General features: G+C 67.2%; 13 protein-coding genes. 7 read left to right on the top strand and 6 right to left on the bottom strand.

What is annotated here, in order from left to right; genetic code table 11:
* Positions 1–6: 6 nt before the first annotated feature.
* Together QM624_RS15760 and QM624_RS15755 are read right to left on the bottom strand one after the other, a co-directional pair.
* Entirely contained in the window at positions 7–1,299 is a 1,293-nt protein-coding gene (locus QM624_RS15760; RefSeq protein ID WP_415093497.1) for a GH32 C-terminal domain-containing protein, read from the bottom strand.
* A gap of 9 nt (positions 1,300–1,308) precedes the next feature.
* Positions 1,309–2,568 (bottom strand): CynX/NimT family MFS transporter, encoded by a 1,260-nt coding sequence (locus tag QM624_RS15755; RefSeq protein ID WP_415093495.1) that lies wholly within the window; start codon positions 2,566–2,568, stop codon positions 1,309–1,311.
* Positions 2,569–2,653: 85 nt separating this feature from the next.
* Here QM624_RS15755 and QM624_RS15750 point away from each other — a divergent pair, with 85 nt between their 5' ends.
* Positions 2,654–3,538, top strand: coding sequence for a VOC family protein (locus QM624_RS15750; protein WP_415093493.1), 885 nt, complete (start codon positions 2,654–2,656; stop codon positions 3,536–3,538).
* 22 nt (positions 3,539–3,560) lie between these two features.
* Here QM624_RS15750 and QM624_RS15745 read toward each other — a convergent pair whose 3' ends face one another.
* From QM624_RS15745 to glnA, 4 genes are all read right to left on the bottom strand, one after another.
* On the bottom strand, positions 3,561–4,373 hold the full coding sequence (locus tag QM624_RS15745; protein ID WP_415093491.1) for a phosphotransferase: 813 nt from the start codon (positions 4,371–4,373) through the stop codon (positions 3,561–3,563).
* Positions 4,370–4,759 carry an MmcQ/YjbR family DNA-binding protein gene (locus QM624_RS15740; protein ID WP_415093489.1) on the bottom strand — a complete coding sequence of 130 codons (390 nt, stop codon included), beginning with the start codon at positions 4,757–4,759 and terminating at the stop codon, positions 4,370–4,372. Before QM624_RS15740 ends, QM624_RS15745 begins: the two co-directional genes overlap by 4 nt.
* Positions 4,760–4,907: 148 nt before the next feature.
* The gene (locus tag QM624_RS15735) at positions 4,908–5,825 is read right to left on the bottom strand and encodes a hypothetical protein (RefSeq protein ID WP_415093487.1); all 918 of its coding nucleotides are present in this window, start codon (positions 5,823–5,825) and stop codon (positions 4,908–4,910) included.
* A gap of 272 nt (positions 5,826–6,097) precedes the next feature.
* The gene (glnA, locus tag QM624_RS15730; RefSeq protein WP_415093485.1) at positions 6,098–7,528 is read right to left on the bottom strand and encodes a type I glutamate--ammonia ligase; all 1,431 of its coding nucleotides are present in this window, start codon (positions 7,526–7,528) and stop codon (positions 6,098–6,100) included.
* Between the two features lie 169 nt (positions 7,529–7,697).
* Here glnA and QM624_RS15725 point away from each other — a divergent pair, with 169 nt between their 5' ends.
* The 6 genes from QM624_RS15725 to QM624_RS15700 all read left to right on the top strand — a co-directional run bounded on the left by QM624_RS15725 (position 7,698) and on the right by QM624_RS15700 (position 17,248).
* Positions 7,698–8,132 (top strand): RDD family protein, encoded by a 435-nt coding sequence (locus tag QM624_RS15725; RefSeq protein ID WP_415093483.1) that lies wholly within the window; start codon positions 7,698–7,700, stop codon positions 8,130–8,132.
* A gap of 223 nt (positions 8,133–8,355) precedes the next feature.
* On the top strand, positions 8,356–10,125 hold the full coding sequence (locus QM624_RS15720; RefSeq protein WP_415093481.1) for an ABC transporter family substrate-binding protein: 1,770 nt from the start codon (positions 8,356–8,358) through the stop codon (positions 10,123–10,125).
* Positions 10,126–10,291: 166 nt separating this feature from the next.
* Complete coding sequence (locus tag QM624_RS15715) at positions 10,292–11,818, top strand: ABC transporter permease (RefSeq protein WP_415093479.1); 1,527 nt, start codon at positions 10,292–10,294, stop codon at positions 11,816–11,818.
* Positions 11,815–13,035: an ABC transporter permease gene (locus QM624_RS15710; RefSeq protein ID WP_415093477.1), complete on the top strand. Its 1,221-nt coding sequence runs from the start codon at positions 11,815–11,817 to the stop codon at positions 13,033–13,035. Before QM624_RS15715 ends, QM624_RS15710 begins: the two co-directional genes overlap by 4 nt.
* Positions 13,032–14,840, top strand: a complete 1,809-nt coding sequence (locus QM624_RS15705) for an ABC transporter ATP-binding protein (protein ID WP_415093475.1) — start codon at positions 13,032–13,034, stop codon at positions 14,838–14,840. Before QM624_RS15710 ends, QM624_RS15705 begins: the two co-directional genes overlap by 4 nt.
* 173 nt (positions 14,841–15,013) lie before the next feature.
* Complete coding sequence (locus tag QM624_RS15700) at positions 15,014–17,248, top strand: 6-phosphofructokinase (protein WP_415093473.1); 2,235 nt, start codon at positions 15,014–15,016, stop codon at positions 17,246–17,248.
* Positions 17,249–17,321 lie beyond the last annotated feature (73 nt).

Raw genomic sequence — 17,321 nt, 5'->3', positions numbered from 1 at the left:
GGGGCGCTAGAAGAAGACCAGGTCGCTGATCACCACGAGCCCGGACGCCGCGAACACCTCGATCGAGCAGGTGTCGAGCAGGATCTCGACGGTCACGCTGGAGGGCCGTTCCGGGATCTCGGCCCACTGCCGGGAACCGAACCCCTCGTGGAAGTCGGCCCTCCCGACACCCCTGCGGTCCAGGCTGAGGACGCCGTTGTGGTACTCCAGCGCCACCCCGCGCACCCTGATCCGATCGCCGTTGAGCAGGGTGTGGCGTTCCAGTGCGTCCTGCGGCAGTTCACGGATCGGACGTTGCCGCACCAGATGACGGCCACCCACCTGGAGCAGGTCGAGCTCGCGGGGGATCGTCATGATGCTGCGCCCGCCGGTCAGCGGTACGTCATTGGCGTAGTCCCAGTTGTTCATCCAGCCCAGCACGATGCGCCGTCCGTCGGGGACGTCGGCGAACGAGGTCACCGCGTAACAGTCCCGGCCGAAATCCAGCCAGTCGTAGGCGCGCAGCAGCGGGTCGTCCAGCCCGAGCGCGGGATCGGCGGACACCCCGACGATGCAGTCGGGGGTGAAGGTGGAGCCGTCGAAGTCGCCCACGAAGTACTGGCAGCCGCTGCCGCCGGCGACCCCGCCCGGGTTGATGTTCACCAGCAGCACCCACTTGGTGCCTGACCCGTTGGCCACCGGCAGTTCGAACAGGTCGGGGCATTCCCAGACCCCGGCGGCCGCGTGGGCCGGGCCGAAGGTCGAGGCGTAGGTCCACTCGGTCAGATTCGTCGAGCGGTAGATCACCACCTGACGTTCCTCGGCCTCAACGGCCACCATCACCCAGCCGTCGCCGTGCCGGAACACCTTGGGGTCACGAAAATCGGACGACTCCCGGTCGAGCACCGGGTTGCCCGGGTAGGTCGTCCAGTGGCTGCCGCCGTCCAGGCTGTAGGCGAGCGCCTGGGCCTGGCGGCCCTCCCACTCGCTGCCGGGAAGGTAGGCCGCGGTGTAGATGGCGACCAGCGGCGGCCAGTCGGCGCTGCCCAGGCCCGAGGAGTTGTCGGCGTCGAAGACGCAGCTGCCCGAGAAGATCTGTTCGGTGTCGGTGTGCCACAGCGCCACCTGATGCTCGGTCCAATGCAGCAGGTCGGACGACGTCGCGTGCCCCCAGGAAAGGTTGCCCCAGACGTTCCCGGACGGGTTCGACTGGTAGAACATGTGCCAGGTGCCGGCGTTGTAGATCAGCCCGTTGGGATCGTTCATCCACATGTGTTGTGGGGAATAGTGCCAGCGGGGACGTGAATGCTGGCCGGCCATGGCGGAATGCTACTGGTCGTCGACCATCTGCCGCCCACCCGGCCCGGACGCGGACGGCGTGCGGCGTCCGGCCAGGTGGTCCTCGATGAAGTCCGGACGGCTGATCCTGGTGCCCACCCAAACCATGACGACGGCGATCGCCATCAGAGTGAGCAGCGGCACCGTCCAAGCCCCGGTGACATCGTGCAACAGCCCGATCAGCAGCGGCCCGGGCGCGGCGATCACATAGCCGACCGACTGGGTGAAGCCGGACAGCGCGGCGGTGCCGGCCGCGGTGCGGGAACGCAGCCCGATCAGTGCCAGCACCATCGGGAAGGTGCTGGTGCCGATGCCCACCAGCAGGGCCCAGAGCAGGCCGGCCCGAGCCGGGGCGACAAGCAGACCGAGGTAACCGACCAGGTAGCAGCCGCCCAGGGTGAACAGCACCGGCAACTGCGCACGCGGCCGGGCGGTCAGGGCGGGGACGACGAACGACAGCGGAATGCTGATGCCGGTCACGACGCCCAGCATGATCCCGGCGTCGGTGGGACTGAAACCGGCCGAGCGGTAGAGGTTGGGGAACCACCCGAACACCGCGTAGGCCTGCAGTGATTGCAGGCCGAAGAACAACGCCATCAGCCAGCCCAGCCTGGTCCGGGCGACCGCAGCCATGCTGATGCTCGCCGGCTTCGCTTCGCCGTCCGGACGGTCGTGGGCGGCCAGGCCGGTCCAGGGCAGGACGGCGACGACCGCGAACAACCCCCAACTGGCCAGGCCGGTGCGCCAGCCGCCGTAGCCGTCCGCGATCGGCACGGTGAGCACCGAGGCTGTGGTCAGCCCGATCGCCATCGTCGTCGAGTAGACGGCGGTCATCAGCCCGACCCGATCGGGGAAGTGCCGTTTCACCAGGGACGGCAACAGCACGTTCGCCGCGGCCATGCCCGACAGCGCGAGCAGCGACAGCGCCAGGAAGAGCCAGGTGTTGCCGACCAGGCTGCGGCCGAACAGGCCGACGGTGGCGGCCAGTACCGCGAACAGGGTCAGCCGGTGCGGTCCGATCAGCTGCGACAGCCGTGGGGTGAGGGCACCGAAGCCGGCGAACGCGATCACCGGCAGCGAGGTGAGCAGGCCCGCCTCGACACCGGTCAGCCGCAGGCTGTCGGTGATCTCGGCCAGCACCGGACCCACCGACACCGCCGCCGGCCGCAGGTTGAGCGAGAGCAGGACGATCCCGACCACCACCAATGCCCGAGCTGCGCGGGTTTCTGTCACGGGTCCGGCTGAGGTCACCGCGGGAGTGTACGACCCGGTGTCGGCAGGCTCCGGAACATACCAACGGGTAAAGTTGTTGACAGGTCAGGAAAGTGAGGTAGGTGTGAGCGAATTGCTGCCGGCGGACACCCGGATGGCGCAGGTGAGCCTGGACGTCGCCGACCTGGACGCACTGACCAGGTTCTACCGCGATGTGCTGCTGCTCGACGTGCTGGCGCAGCGCCCGTCCGAGGTCGACCTGGGGCGGGGTACTCAGACGCTGGTCACCCTGCGGCATCGGCCCGACCTGCCCAAGGGCGAGCGGCGGACCGCGGGACTGTTCCACACCGCGCTGCTGCACGCCGACCGTGCCTCGCTGGCGGCGACCCTGGCGTCCGTCGCGATCCGGACCCCGCAGCTGTACACCGGTTCGGGCGACCATCTGGTGTCGCAGGCGTTCTACCTCGACGACCCCGAGGGCAACGGCGTCGAGTTGTACTGGGACCGGCCGCGCAGCCAATGGAGTTGGCAGCAGGGCAGGATCGTGATGGACACCCTGGCGCTCGATCCGAACGGCTTCATCGGCGAGCACCTCACCGATGCGGCGCGTGACCTGCTCTCCACCGCGCCCGATCGGCGCGGCGCCCTGAGCGGGCTGGACGGCACCGTCGGACACGTCCATCTCAAGGTCGGGGACGCCCAGCTGGCCAAGCACTTCTACACCGACCTGCTCGGCTTCGAACTCACCGCGGAGGTGCCGGGGGCGGTCTTCGTCTCCGCCGGCGGCTACCACCATCACATGGCGATGAACACCTGGAGCAGCGCGGGCACCGGCCTGCGGGCACCTGCCCTCGGCCTGGGCCGGGTGGATATCGCTCTTCCGGACGCCGACCAGGTCGCTCGTGCGGCCGTCCGGCTGCGCGATCACGGCGTCCCGCTCCGCGACGACGGTGCCGTGGTGGAACTCGACGACCCCTGGGGCAACCTGGTCCGGCTGAGCGTGGTGTGAGGTCTCAGCGCGGTAGTGGTCGTCATCCCGGGCTTCGACCCGGGGTCTCAGCGCGGTCGAGGGTGGTGCCGACGCCGTTCCACAGGTCGGTGTAGAAGGCACGTTTGGCGGGGTCGTCCGCGATGCCGTAGGAGTCCAGGAAGGCCGGCTCCCAGCCGGGGCCGTAGTTCCAGCCCACGCTGAGCAGCGCCGGAGCCAGGTCGGCCCAGCGATCGGCGACGCCGAGTCCGCCGAGATCGACGTAGCCGCTCACCTCCTGGTCGGCGCCGATCAGGAAGTTCGGGTTGCAGGCGTCGCCGTGGCAGACCACCGGGTCCACCGGCGGCGCGGCCGCCATGAACGCCGGATCCAGGCCGAACCTGGTCACCCGGTCGAACACCGACCAACTGAACGGGCAGGACGCCACCGGCACCGAGTCGTGGAAGCGGCGCAGCCCGCGGCCAAGGGCCGGCACGGTCCGTTCCGGGTGAGCGCGGCAGGCTCGGTCGACCGCCGAGCGGCCGGCGACGCCGCTGGTCAACAGCCAGTGCGCGGCGTCGTCGCCCTCTCCCACGACGCCGCTGCCGAGGAGTCGGGGTGCGGGCACGAAGTCGCCGATCCAGGCCAGCCGGGGGAGTTCGGCGCCCAGATCCCAGTCCAGGCATGGGCGTTGCACCTTCAGGAAGGACTCACCGTCGCCGAACCGGTAGGTGATGCCGCCGTCCTCGTTGCGCCACACCGGTGCCACGGTGCGTCCGGCGGCCATCGCGACCACCCACTCGGGGACGTCGACGTCGCCCAGTTCGGTCTGTCCGGCCAGCGGGTTGTACCCGTTGTGGTCCGCCGGAACGGTCACGGCAGCAGCTTGACCAGCCGGGCCGGGGCGGTGTTGCGATACGACTCGTCGACCAGGTCGGCCACCTCGTCCCAATCCACCTCGGCGGCGCGGAAGTCCAGCCCGATCCAGCCGTACGGCCCGTAGTAGCCGGGCACGAAGAACCGGTCGTCGTTCAGCGCCGCCTCGCGGGTGAGCAGATTGGGCAGCACCAGCACCGACTGCGACCATCGGTCGCTGTCGTGGTCACCCTTGACCACCCCGCCGAACACCGCGAACACCTTCTTGGTGTAGAAGTTCGGGTGCCCGTGCGACTCCTTCTCGGACGCCTCCGGCAACGCCAGGCAGATCCGGCACAGCCGGGCCAGGTGGGCATCGTCCTCGGTGTAGCGCCGCGGATGGCTCACGGTCGTCTCCCTTCCTCGCGACCAGGCTGCGTACTGGCGCCTCATGCCACTGCCGCTGGTCGAGCTTGCCGACGCTTGCGGGTTGAGCTTGCCGAAACCCCTTGTCAGCGTCGTGCCGACTGAGATCTCGGCAAGCTCAGGACGCAGCTCAGTCGGTCAGCTTCAGGCTGCGAGCGAGCCGTTTGCGGACGTCGTCGCTGCGCCGATGGCGGGCAGCCACCCGGGCCGCGGCGGTCGCCGGCACCTTTCCGCGGGCCGCAACCGGCTCGGGCGGCGGGAAGCCGACCAGGCCGCTGAAGTCGAGAATCACGTGGGTGGCGGCGACGTTCACCTTCACCCGCACACACCAGGTGTCGCCGACCAGGGCCGGTGCCACGAAGCACAGGTTGGCGATGCTGGTCGTCGCCGGGTAGTTCAGGTTCGACGACGAGGGCGTGCTGCTATCGGACGGGTAGACCACCAGGTTGCCGCGAGCCGACGCCCCGATCGTGGTCACGTTGAGGTAGGTCGCATACAGATCCCAGCTGTCGTCGGCGAGCCCGACGTCGATCCACGAGCCGGCCTTGACCCGCTTGGACGAGTCGAACGGGTTGCTGCTGCTCGCTCGGACGACCATGTTCCGGAACGAGGCAGAACGGGTGTCCATCACCCGCAGCGGTGCGAAGGCCACCGTGGCCGGCGGAATGTCGAAGCCGGTGGCGAGATAGGTGAGTTCGGGGCCGTCGCCGTAGTCGACGACGAGGTCGGGCCCCATCGCGCGGCCGACGACATCGCCGGGGTGCAGTGTGCTCGGCGTGGCCGTGGTCGGTGCCAGGTTGAGGGCGGCGCCGTTGTTGTTGCGGACGGTCAGGGTGCTCTGACCGGTGCTGTCCATGGAGAGCTGGGTGGTGCTGCTGGCGGTGTTGTTCTGCCCGGCGACCACCGGGTCACCGTTGGCGGCATGAGCGGTGGAGGCACCGAGCGCCTCGATGGCGAGGGCGGCGCCTGCCGCACCGGCCACCAGGGCGCCACCGCGCATCAGTGAGCGGCGAGCGACGGTGCTGTCGGGAACAACGGGTTCGGACATGGGTACTCCTGACCTTCCTTAGGGGCGTGGTGACATGCTGCCAGCAGCCGCTGACAAATGTCGTCAGCGTGGCCGAAACGTGACCGAACGCTGCTTGCGTGCGCCGTCCGCCGCTTGTGGAAAGGCAAAATCCGCACGGGCCTTGATCGCTGCTGCGCTCGTGGCTCGTGCGGATTTCGGATAATCGCCGGTCGGGCTGCCGAGATCTCTGGATGTGGCGCTACCAGGGATTTCGACAAGCCCGACCGACGGTTGCTTTCAGGACGGAATCGTCACAGATCGAAGTACATCTCGAACTCGTGCGGGTGCGGACGCAGCCGCAGGGCGTCGACGTCGGCCCGCTTCATCTCGATCCAGGTCTCGATCAGGTCGGCGGTGAACACGTCGCCGGCGAGCAGGAAGTCGTGGTCGGCCTCCAGCCGGTCCAGCACCTCCGAGAGGGTGCCCGGCACCTGGTTGATCTGGGCGTGCTCGTCCGGGGGCAGCTCGTAGAGGTCCTTGTCGACCGGGGCCGGCGGCTCGATCTTGTTCTGGATGCCGTCCAGGCCGGCCAACAGGCACGCGGCGAACGCCAGGTACGGGTTGGACGACGGGTCGGGGCAGCGGAACTCGATGCGCTTGGCCTTCGGGTTCGAGCCGGTGATCGGGATGCGGATACAGGCCGACCGGTTGCGGGCCGAGTAGACCAGGTTCACCGGAGCCTCGAAGCCCGGCACCAGGCGGTGGTAGCTGTTCGCGGTCGGGTTGGTGAACGCCAGCAGCGACGGGGCGTGGTGCAGCAGGCCGCCGATGTAGTGCCGCGCCATGTCGGAGAGCTGGCCGTAGCCGTTCTCGTCGTAGAACAGCGGGACGCCCTCGTTCCAGATGGACTGGTGCACGTGCATGCCCGAGCCGTTGTCGCCGAAGATCGGCTTCGGCATGAAGGTGACGGTCTTGCCGGCCTCCCAGGCGGTGTTGCGGATGATGTACTTGAACTTCATCACTTCGTCGGCCGCGGCCAGCATGCTGTTGAAGCGGTAGTTGATCTCGGCCTGGCCGGCGGTGCCCACCTCGTGGTGCGCGCGCTCGACGGTCAGCCCCACGTTCTCCAGGTTGCGCACCATGTCGTCGCGCAGGTCGGTGAAGTGGTCGACCGGGGCGACCGGGAAGTAGCCGCCCTTGTACTTCACCTTGTAGCCGCGGTTCGGACGGCCGTCGCCGTCGGACTCGCTGCCGCTGTTCCAGGCGCCGGCCTCGGAATCGATGTAGTAGTAGCTGGCGTTCTGCTTGGTCTCGAAACGCACCGAGTCGAAGATGTAGAACTCGGCCTCGGGCGCGAAGAACGCGGTGTCGCCGATGCCGGTCGACTTCAGGTACGCCTCCGCCTTGCGAGCGATGTTGCGCGGGTCGCGGCTGTACGGCTCCTTGGTCAGCGGATCGTGCACGAAGAAGCTCAGCGCCAGCGTCTTGGAGCGGCGGAACGGGTCGATGAAGGCAGTGGTCGGGTCGGGCAGCAGGGCCATGTCCGACTCGTGGATCTTCTGGAAGCCACGGATGGAGGAGCCGTCGAAGGCGAGACCGTCCTCGAACACCTCAGGGCCGAACGAGCTGGCCGGGACGGTGAAGTGCTGCATGACGCCGGGCAGGTCGCAGAACCGGATGTCGATCGTCTCGACGCCTTCACTCTTCACATAGGCCAACAGATCGTCAGCGCTCTGGAACATCTTTCCTCCGAGTGGGATATGGGATCAGAACGTCAGTCACACTAGGGAGACCGGGTTTCCACACGATTGCACTTTTGTTTCAGCGGCGTTACGCGGGCGGCGCCCCGCCGCGGTTCCGGCCGGTGGGGAATGGTTCCGTCGCGGCCCCGCGACGCTAGGATCGCCGGTGATGACTGCCCCAGCCGCCGACGCCGACGACCGCTATCCCGGCGAGTCCCTCGGGCTGCCCGAGACCGGACGCGGGGCGCTGGCCAGTTGGCGCGCGCGGTTCGCCGCGCTGATCATCGACTGGGCCGCTTCGATGGCGCTCGCGGTGATCCTGTTCGGAGTCGGTGTGCTGCGCGAGCCGGGCTGGCGCAGCTGGATGATCATGACCGTGTTCTTCGTGCAGTCCTCGGTCCTGACCGGCTTGGCCGGGGGTAGCTTCGGCCAGATCCTGGCCCGGATCGGCGTGGCCCGGCTGAACGGACGTCCGATCGGCATCCTGCGGGCCATCGCCCGCCAAGCCATGATCTGCCTGGTGCTGCCGACCATCGTGATCGGTGCGGAACGACGCGCACTGAACGACCTCGCCCTCGGCACCGTCGTGATCAACCGGCGCTGACGACACCGGATGCCGGGCCGGAACCGGAACCTCAACCGTCAATAACGATCCGACAACCGTCCTTGCGATTTCATTGCGGGCCCACAGGGCACGCACTAGCGTGGTCGAAGCTCACCCATCGGACGGGCCTGCATTGCGGCACCCACAAGGACCGGCAGTTCCCCGCCGAACTAGACCTGGAGGAACATTGGGTACCAAGAAATGGGTCGCAGGCGCCGCAGGCGTGCTCGCAAGCGCCCTCGCGCTGACCGCCTGCACCCCCGCACCGCAGACCTCGTCCAGCGCGTTGAACTCGGGATCCGTGGCCAACGTGGCCTGGAACGACACGTTCTACTCCTACAACAACCTGACGACGTTCGGTAACGCGACGGTCAACACGAACATCATCTACATGTCGAACGACGCGTTCAATTACTACGACAAGGACTTGAACCTCGTTAAGAACGAGAGTCTCGGCAACTACGAGAAGGTCTCGGACAAGCCCCTGGTGGTCAAGCAGACCCTCGCCGACACCGCGATGTGGTCCGACGGCGTGCCGGTCACCCCGGCCGACCTGGTGCTGTTCTGGGGTGCGCAGAGCGGCCTGTTCAACACCTACAAGTCGAAGGTGGACGCCGACACCGGTGCGGTGGGCAAGAACACCGGGTCGAAGGTGTTCTTCAACGCCAGCTCCCCGAACCTGGCCCTGATCAAGAAGTTCCCCACCATCGATGGCAAGACCATCACCTATGAGTACTCCAAGCCGTTCGTCGACTGGGACAAGGCGCTGCTGAACACCACGGTGCCGGCGCACGTCGTCGGCAAGCGCGCGCTCGGCATCGACGACCCGGCCCAGGCCGCTCAGGCCGTCTCGGACGCGTTCAAGGACAAGGACAACGCCGCGCTGGCCAAGATCTCGAACGTCTGGAACCTGGACTTCAACTTCAAGGACATGCCGGCCGACAAGGAACTCGTGGTGGGCAACGGTCCCTACACGATCACCGACATGAAGGACGGCCAGTACGTCACGCTGACCCGCAACGCGCAGTACAAGGGTTCGCACGTGCCGACCATCGACCAGATCACGGTGAAGACGATTCCCGATCCGCAGGCGTCGGTGCAGGCGCTGCAGAACGGCGAGGTGCTGGCCACCCAGCCGCAGGCCACCGCCGACATCCTCAAGCAGATGCAGGCGCTGCAGAACGTGACCGTGCTGGAAGGCGAGGGTGGCACCTATGAGCACGTCGACATGGCGCAGAACAACAAGGGCCCGTTCGACCCGGCCAGCTACAACGGCGACGCCACCAAGGCGGCCAAGGTGCGCGAGGCGTTCCTCTACACGATTCCGCGCCAGCAGATCATCGACAACCTGATCAAGCCGCTCAACCCGGGTGCTGCGATCCGCAACTCGTTCACCACGGTGCCCGGCGCTCCCGGTTACGACGCCATCTCCGCCAACAGCGGCATGAAGACCAACTTCGAGGGCGGCCCGAGCGTCGACAAGGCGCAGGCGCTGCTGAACGAGGTGGGCGTCAAGCCGACCGTGCGTTTCCTCTACGACAGCAAGAACACCCGGCGCCAGCAGGAGTTCCAGCTGATCAAGGAATCCGCCGAGAAGGCCGGCTTCACCATTCAGGACGGTGGCAACGAGGCATGGAGCTCGATGCTGTCCGACACCAGCAAGTACGACGCCGCGCTCTTCGGCTGGCAGTCCACCTCGACGGGCGTGACCGAGTTGGACGCCAACTTCCGCACCGGTGGTCAGAACAACTTCTACGGCTACAGCTCGAAGAAGGTCGACGGCCTGCTCGATCAGTTGCAGTCCGAGTTCGATGTGACGAAGCAGCAGGAGATCGTGCTCGAGATCGAGAAGCAGTTGGTGATCGATCAGTTCGGCATCACCATCTTCCAGTTCCCGCAGCCGACGGCGGTGAGCAGCCGGTTGCAGAACTTCAGCTCGATCGCGCTGTCGCCGACGTTCTTCTGGAACTTCTGGGAGTGGAAGCTCAGCTGAGTCCGTGCTGACGTTGACGTGACAATCACGACGGTGGGGCGCCAGGGAACCGATCCCGGGCGCCCCACCGTCCTTTGTCTCAACTAGGCAACACCTGTAGTGAGGCCTGTATTCGCGTCGGTTCTGGTTCTAGACTGACGCAACCGTTCGACTGCAAAGGCACGCAATGCTCCGCTTCATCGCACGCAGACTGGCGATTGCGCTCGGCCTGTTGTTGGTCCTCTCCGTCGTGATCTACGCGCTGCTCGATATCGCCATGGATCCGTTGGAGGATCTGCGCACTTCACCGGCCCTGAATCGCGACGAGTTGATCGCGATTCGGGTGGCCCAACTCAACCTGGATCTTCCCTGGTACCAGCGGTACTGGATGTGGCTCACCAATTTCGTCCGAGGCGATTTCGGGATGGCCTGGCGCACCGGGCAGTCGGTCAACGACATGCTCGGGGGCGCGGCGCTCACCTCGATCCAACTGGTCTTCGCGGCCACCGTCATCGCTTTGATCCTCGGTGTCGTGGTCGGTCTGCTCAGCGCCCTGCGGCAGTACACCACCTTCGACTACGCGATCACCTTCGTCTCCTTCGTGCTCTACGCGCTGCCGATCTTCTGGGTGGCGGTGCTGCTCAAGCAGTACCTCGCCATCGGCGTCAACGACTACCTGAACAACCCGACCATGAACTGGGTCGCGGTGATCGCCGTATCGGTGATCGCGGCGTTGTTCTGGGCGGGGGCCATCGGGGTCGGGATTCGCCGTCAAGCTCTCATCTTCGGTTGCGCGTTCGTGATCACCTTCGGGTCGTTGGTCTACATCCTGCTCAGCGGGTGGCTGCTGAATCCTCAGATCGGCCTGGTCGGAATGGCGATCATCGGTCTGGCCGCCGCCTACGCGGTGACGGTGATCTTCTCGGGCATCAACAACAAGCGGGCTCTGTACTCCGCACTCACCACGGCCGTGGCGGGTGTCGGCATCTACATCGGCCTGCAATGGCTTTTCGTCTACGTGCCGATGAACGAGGTCTGGCTGTTCGGCCTGCTGCTGGTCGCCATCGTGGTGGCGCTGGTGATCGGCTGGGCCTGGGGAGGGCCCGACCGGGCGGTGTCGATGCGCGGCGCCGTCGTCGTCGCGGTGATCATGTCGGTCGCCGTGTACGTCGACCGGGTGCTGCAGGGCTGGCCGCTCTACATGAACGCCAGCGCGATCAACCGCCGTCCGATCGCCACGATCGGGGCGGAGACCCCGGGGCTGGGTGGCGACTTCTGGATCAGCCAGCTGGACAAGTGGACGCACCTGCTGTTGCCCACCATCGCCCTGGTGATGATCTCGTTCGCCGGCTACACCCGCTACCAGCGCGGCTCGATGCTCGAGGTGATGAACCAGGACTACATCCGCACCGCCCGCGCCAAGGGCCTCTCCGAACGCCTGGTGATCGTCCGGCACGCCCTGCGCAACGCACTGCTGCCGCTGGCCTCCATCGTCCCGGTCGACTTCATCACGATGATCGGTGGCGCGGTGATCACCGAGACAATCTTCAACTGGGCCGGCATGGGGCGGATGTTCGTCACCTCGCTGGCCGGCAGTGAGATCGACCCGGTGATGGTCTACATCATGATCACCGGAGCGCTGGCGATGATCGCCAACCTGGTGGCCGACTTCCTCTACGGCATTCTCGACCCAAGGATCAGGGTGAACGCATGAGCAACGACGATCAGACACCCGGCGTCACCCCTGAGGAACAGCCGATAGCGGCCGAGTTGGCCGGCGAAACCCCCGGTGCCGCGGTCGAGCGCGATCCGCTCGCGGTGCTGCCCGATGCCGGCACCGGTGCGGAGCCGCTCGACCCCACCGACGAGGCGTTCGGCCGCGGCGAGGGAGTGGGCACCAGCAAGGAGGTCGAGGGCCTCTCCCAGGGACAGATCGTCTGGGGCCGTTTCATCCGGCACAAGGGCGCCATGGGAGGCATCATCACGCTCGCCGTGGTGGCACTGCTCGCACTGTCCTCGATGGGCCTGTTCGGCATCCGTGGCTGGTGGCGCATTCAGGACTACAACGCCAGCGGCAACATCGTGAACGGGGCAGCGCCGACGCTGACCCTGTTCCCGTTCTCGCTCGGCGAGCACCCCTTCGGTCAGGACGACATCGGCCGCGACAATTTCTCCCTGGTGATGAAGGGCATCCAGACCTCGCTGATGGTGATGGTGGTGCTGGGCCTGATCACCCTGATCATCGGTGTCGCCGTCGGTGCGCTGTCCGGCTACTACCGGGGCAGGACCGACACCGTGCTGATGCGGTTCACCGACCTGGTGATCACCCTGCCGGTCATCGTGATCGGCGCCGTCCTGGGCCGGCTGATCAACACCCTGCCGGCCAAACTGGACTGGCCGTACTCGGCCACGCAGGTGATCCGCGACAATCTGCCGCTGCTGCTGGCGGTGGTGCTCGGCCTGGTGCTCTGGACGGGTCTTGCCCGGTTGGTGCGCAGCGAGTTCCTCACCCTGCGCGAACGGGAGTTCGTCGACGCGGCCCGGGTGGCCGGGGCGAGCGACTGGCGGATCATCAGCAAGCACATCCTGCCCAACGCGGTCGGCGTCATCATCGTGAACACCACCCTGACGATGTCGGCGGCCGTCGTCCTGGAGGCGGCGCTGAGCTTCCTCGGCTTCGGCGTCAAGCCGCCGAATGTGTCACTCGGCCTGTTGATCTCGCAGTACCAGGGTGCGTTCGCCACCCGTCCGTGGCTGTTCTGGTGGCCGGGCCTCTTCATCATCCTGATCGCACTGAGCATCAACTTCATCGGTGACGGGCTACGCGACGCCTTCGATCCGCGCACCAAGAAGATTCCGTCGCAACGACAGATGGACAAGGCGATGGCACAGATCGTGCCGCAGGGCGCGACCGAGGGAGGCGCGAAGTGACCACGCTCGACAAGGAGAACAGCTCCGGCAATCATCTGCAGGACGCCGTCCGGCTGTCGAAGACCATCGGCGGCCCGGTCAACAAGGGCGATGTGATCCTGCGGGTCCGCGACCTGAGCGTGAACTTCTGGGTCAACGGGTCGTGGTTCACCGCTGCCAAGGGCCTCACCTACGACCTCAAGGCCGGCGAGGTACTGGCGATCGTGGGCGAATCCGGCTCGGGCAAGACCCAGTCGGCGATGAGCCTGATCGGCCTGCTGCCCAAGAACGGACGCGCGACCGGCTCGGCGAAGCTCAAGGACACCGAACTGATCGGAATGACGATCGGTCAGCTCCAGCACGTCCGGGGCAATGAGATCTCGGTGATCTTCCAAGAGCCGATGACCGCGCTCAACCCGGTCTACACGGTCGGTTTCCAGATCGTCGAAACGCTGCGTACCCACTTCGTGATGGCGCCGTCCGCGGCCAAGGCACGGGCCATCGACCTGATGCGGCTGGTGGAGATTCCCGACCCCGTGGACAGCTTCGACAAATTCCCGCACCAGCTCTCCGGTGGCCAGCGGCAGCGCATCATGATCGCCCAGGCGCTGGCCTGTGACCCGAAGCTGCTGATCGCCGACGAGCCGACCACGGCGCTCGACGTCACGGTGCAGGGCGAGATCCTGAAGCTGATGCGCGAGCTGCGCGAACGCGTGACGGCGGCCATCATCCTGATCACCCACGACATGGGTGTGGTGGCCGACATGGCCGACCGGATCGTGGTGATGAAGGACGGCCAGGTCGTCGAGCACGGCACCTCCGACGACATCTTCAACCGGGCTCAGCATCCGTACACCAAGCAGTTGCTGGCGTCCGTGCCGCACCTGGGATCGGCGACCGCCGAGGAGGAGTTGCCGCACGCCCGGCTCACCCTGGTCGCCGAGGGCGAGCAGGCCGGGGTCCCCATGCCGGAGACCACGTCGACGGCCACCCCGGCGCTGCTGATGGACGACGTCGCCATCGAATACCCCAAGCAGGGACGGCGGGCGGCCTTCCGCGCGGCCCACCACATCAACCTGCGGATCGACCCGGGCGAGGTGATCGGCCTGGTCGGCGAGTCCGGTTCGGGCAAGACCACCATCGGACGGGCCGCGGTCGCCCTGCTGCCCGTGGTGGAGGGCCGGCTGATCATCAACGGACGTGACATCACCAACGCCAAACCGAGCGAGCTGAAGCCGTTCCGCAAGGAGGTCGGCATCGTCTTCCAGGATCCGGGGTCGTCGCTGAACCCGCGGCTGCCGGTCGGTGAGTCGATCGGTGAGCCGATCATGCTGCACCTCGGGCTGAGGGGCTCCGAGTTGTCGAAACGGGTGGAGAACCTGCTGGACAGCGTCCAGCTGCCCCGTTCGATGCGGAACCGGTACCCGCACGAACTCTCCGGTGGGCAGCGGCAGCGGATCGGCATCGCCCGGGCACTGGCGTTGCAGCCCAAGCTGCTGATCGCCGACGAGCCGACGTCCGCCCTCGACGTGTCGGTGCAGGCACGGGTGCTGAAGCTGTTCCAGGACCTGCAGGCCGAGTACGGCTTCGCCTGCATGTTCATCAGCCACGACCTGGCGGTGGTCGAGATGCTCAGCCAGCGGATCGCGGTGATGCGGCACGGCTACCTGGTCGAGGTCGGCCCCACCAAGGAGATCGTCTCCGACCCGCAGCACCCCTACACCAGGCGGCTGCTGGCGGCGGTGCCGGTGCCCGATCCGGCCGAACAGCGTCGTCGCCGCGAGCTGCGTGACGCCATCATCGAGCAGGAACAGATCGTCTCGTAGCCGTCTGCCCGTCGAGCCCACCACCCGTTGATCGAGCTTGTCGAGATCCAGATTTCGACAAGCTCAACCGCTGGTTCTCCCGACACGCTCCACCGACGGACGACCAGCGACGAATAGCTGAACATTCTCCGGTTTCCTGGCCGGGCCGATCCGGAGTTCGCCAGGATTGAGCCATGGTCGAACTCATCGGCGCCGGCAAGCGGATCGGCATCCTGACCAGCGGCGGCGACGCCCAGGGTATGAATGCGGCGGTGCGAGCTGTCGTCCGGACGGCGATCACGCTGGGCGCCGAGGTGTACGCCATCTTCGAGGGCTACCAGGGCATGATCGACGGCGGCGACGGCATTCGCCGCTTCGGCTGGGACGACGTCGGCAATGTCCTGCACCGCGGCGGCACCGTGATCGGCACCTTCCGCAGCAAGCAGTTCCGGGAACGTGACGGACGCCGCATCGCTGCCCGCAACCTGCTGGCCGCCGGTATCGACCGGCTGGTGGTGATCGGCGGCGACGGCAGCCTGTCCGGCCTGGACGCCTTCCGCACCGAATGGCCGGAACTGCTGGCCGAACTGGTCGAAGCCGGCGAACTGGACGCCGCGACCGCCGCCGAACATCCGGCGCTGATGATCGCCGGCCTGGTCGGCTCCATCGACAACGACCTGGTCGGCACCGACATGACGATCGGGGCAGATTCGGCGCTGCACCGCATCGTCTCCGCCATCGACGACCTGGCCAGCACCGCCGCCAGCCACCAGCGCAGCTTCGTGGTCGAGGTGATGGGCCGGCACTGCGGCTATCTCGCGCTGATGGCGGCCGTCGCCGGCGGCTGTGACTATGTGCTCACCCCGGAGAACCCGCCGGCCGACGGCTGGGAGGACAGGATGTGCGCCGAGTTGCGCCGCGGCCGGTCCGCCGGACGCCGAGACTCGATCGTGCTGGTCGCCGAGGGTGCGACCGACCGTTCCGGCAACCCGATCTCGGCCGAATACGTCCGGGCGACGCTGGAGGAGCGGCTCGGCGAGGACACCCGGGTCACCATCCTCGGCCACGTCCAGCGTGGTGGCAGCCCCAGCGCCTTCGATCGCTGGTGCTCCACCTGGCTGGGCTACGAGGCGGCCCGCGCGCTGCTCACCGCGGACGCCGACACGCCGGGCCGGGTGTTCGGCTTCCGCGGCAACCGGGTGGCGTCGGTCGACCTGATGGAGGCGGTCCGCAACACCCGCGAGGTGCCGGCACTGATCGAATCCGGCGACTACACCGCCGCGATGGCGAAGCGGGGCGGGTCGTTCGAGACGATGAACCAGCTGTTCGCCGAGCTGACCGAGCCGTCCCGGGTGGCGGCCGGTGAGGGCGCGAAGCGGATCGGCATCATTCACGGCGGCGGCCTGGCCCCGGGCATGAACACCGCCGCGCGGGCCGCCGTCCGGCTGGGGATCAGCCGTGGACACACCATGCTCGGCATCCACGACGGTTTCCCCGGCCTGCGGGACGGCCGCATCAGCGAGTTGAACTGGGGTGACGTGGAGGCCTGGACGGCCGACGGCGGCGCGAACCTGGGCGTACGGCGGACCATCCCCACCCTGGAGGAGCTGTACAAGATCAGCCGCCAGCTGGAGGACCACCGGATCGACGCGCTGCTGGTGATCGGCGGCTGGAACGCCTACCAGGCGGCCCATCTGCTGCACGCCGAGCGGGAACGCTACCCGGCCTTCCGGATTCCGATCGTCTGTGTGCCGGCGTCCATCGACAACAACCTGCCCGGCTCCGAGCTGGCGATCGGTGCCGACACCGCCCTCAACGTGATCGTCGAGGCCATCGACCGGATCAAGCTGTCGGCGTCGGCGACCACCCGCTGCTACGTGGTCGAGACGATGGGCCGCTATTGCGGCTACCTGGCCCTGATGGGCGGCCTGGCCGGCGGCGCCGAGCGGATTTACCTGCACGAAGAGGGGGTCAGCCTCGACCAGCTCAACGACGACGTGAAATGGCTGCGGCGCTCGTTCGCCGCCGGACGGTCGCTGTTCCTGGCGGTGCGCAACGAGCGGGCCAATGAGCACTACACGACCGACTTCATCGCGCGGCTGCTGGAAGAGGAGGGCCGCGGCCTCTACGACGTCCGGCAAGGGGTGCTCGGACACCAGCAGCAGGGCGGTTCACCGACCCCGTTCGACCGGCTGCTGGCCACCCGGCTGGTCGGTCACGGGCTCGACCTGATCGCCGACGAGTTCAACATGGACGCCGACGGCAGCTACCTGGTCGGGCTGACCGAATCGCAGATCACCGACGTGCCGGTGGCGTCCATGATGGGCCTGATGGACCGCACCTTCCGCCGTCCGAAGAACCCCTGGTGGCTGCAGCTGCGCGACGTCACCCGGGCGGTCGCCGAAGAACCCGAGTCTGCGGACGCCTGACCGGTCGCCATCCTCCGCCAGTGTGGTTCGAACGTCGGGGGACGGTTCTTCCGCGTGCGGTTTTCGAACGTCC

The sequence above is a fragment of the Micropruina sp. genome, assembly GCF_047606365.1.
In the GTDB taxonomy this organism is placed as follows: Bacteria; Actinomycetota; Actinomycetes; order Propionibacteriales; family Propionibacteriaceae; genus Micropruina.
This window is presented reverse-complemented; position numbering and strand designations above follow the sequence as displayed.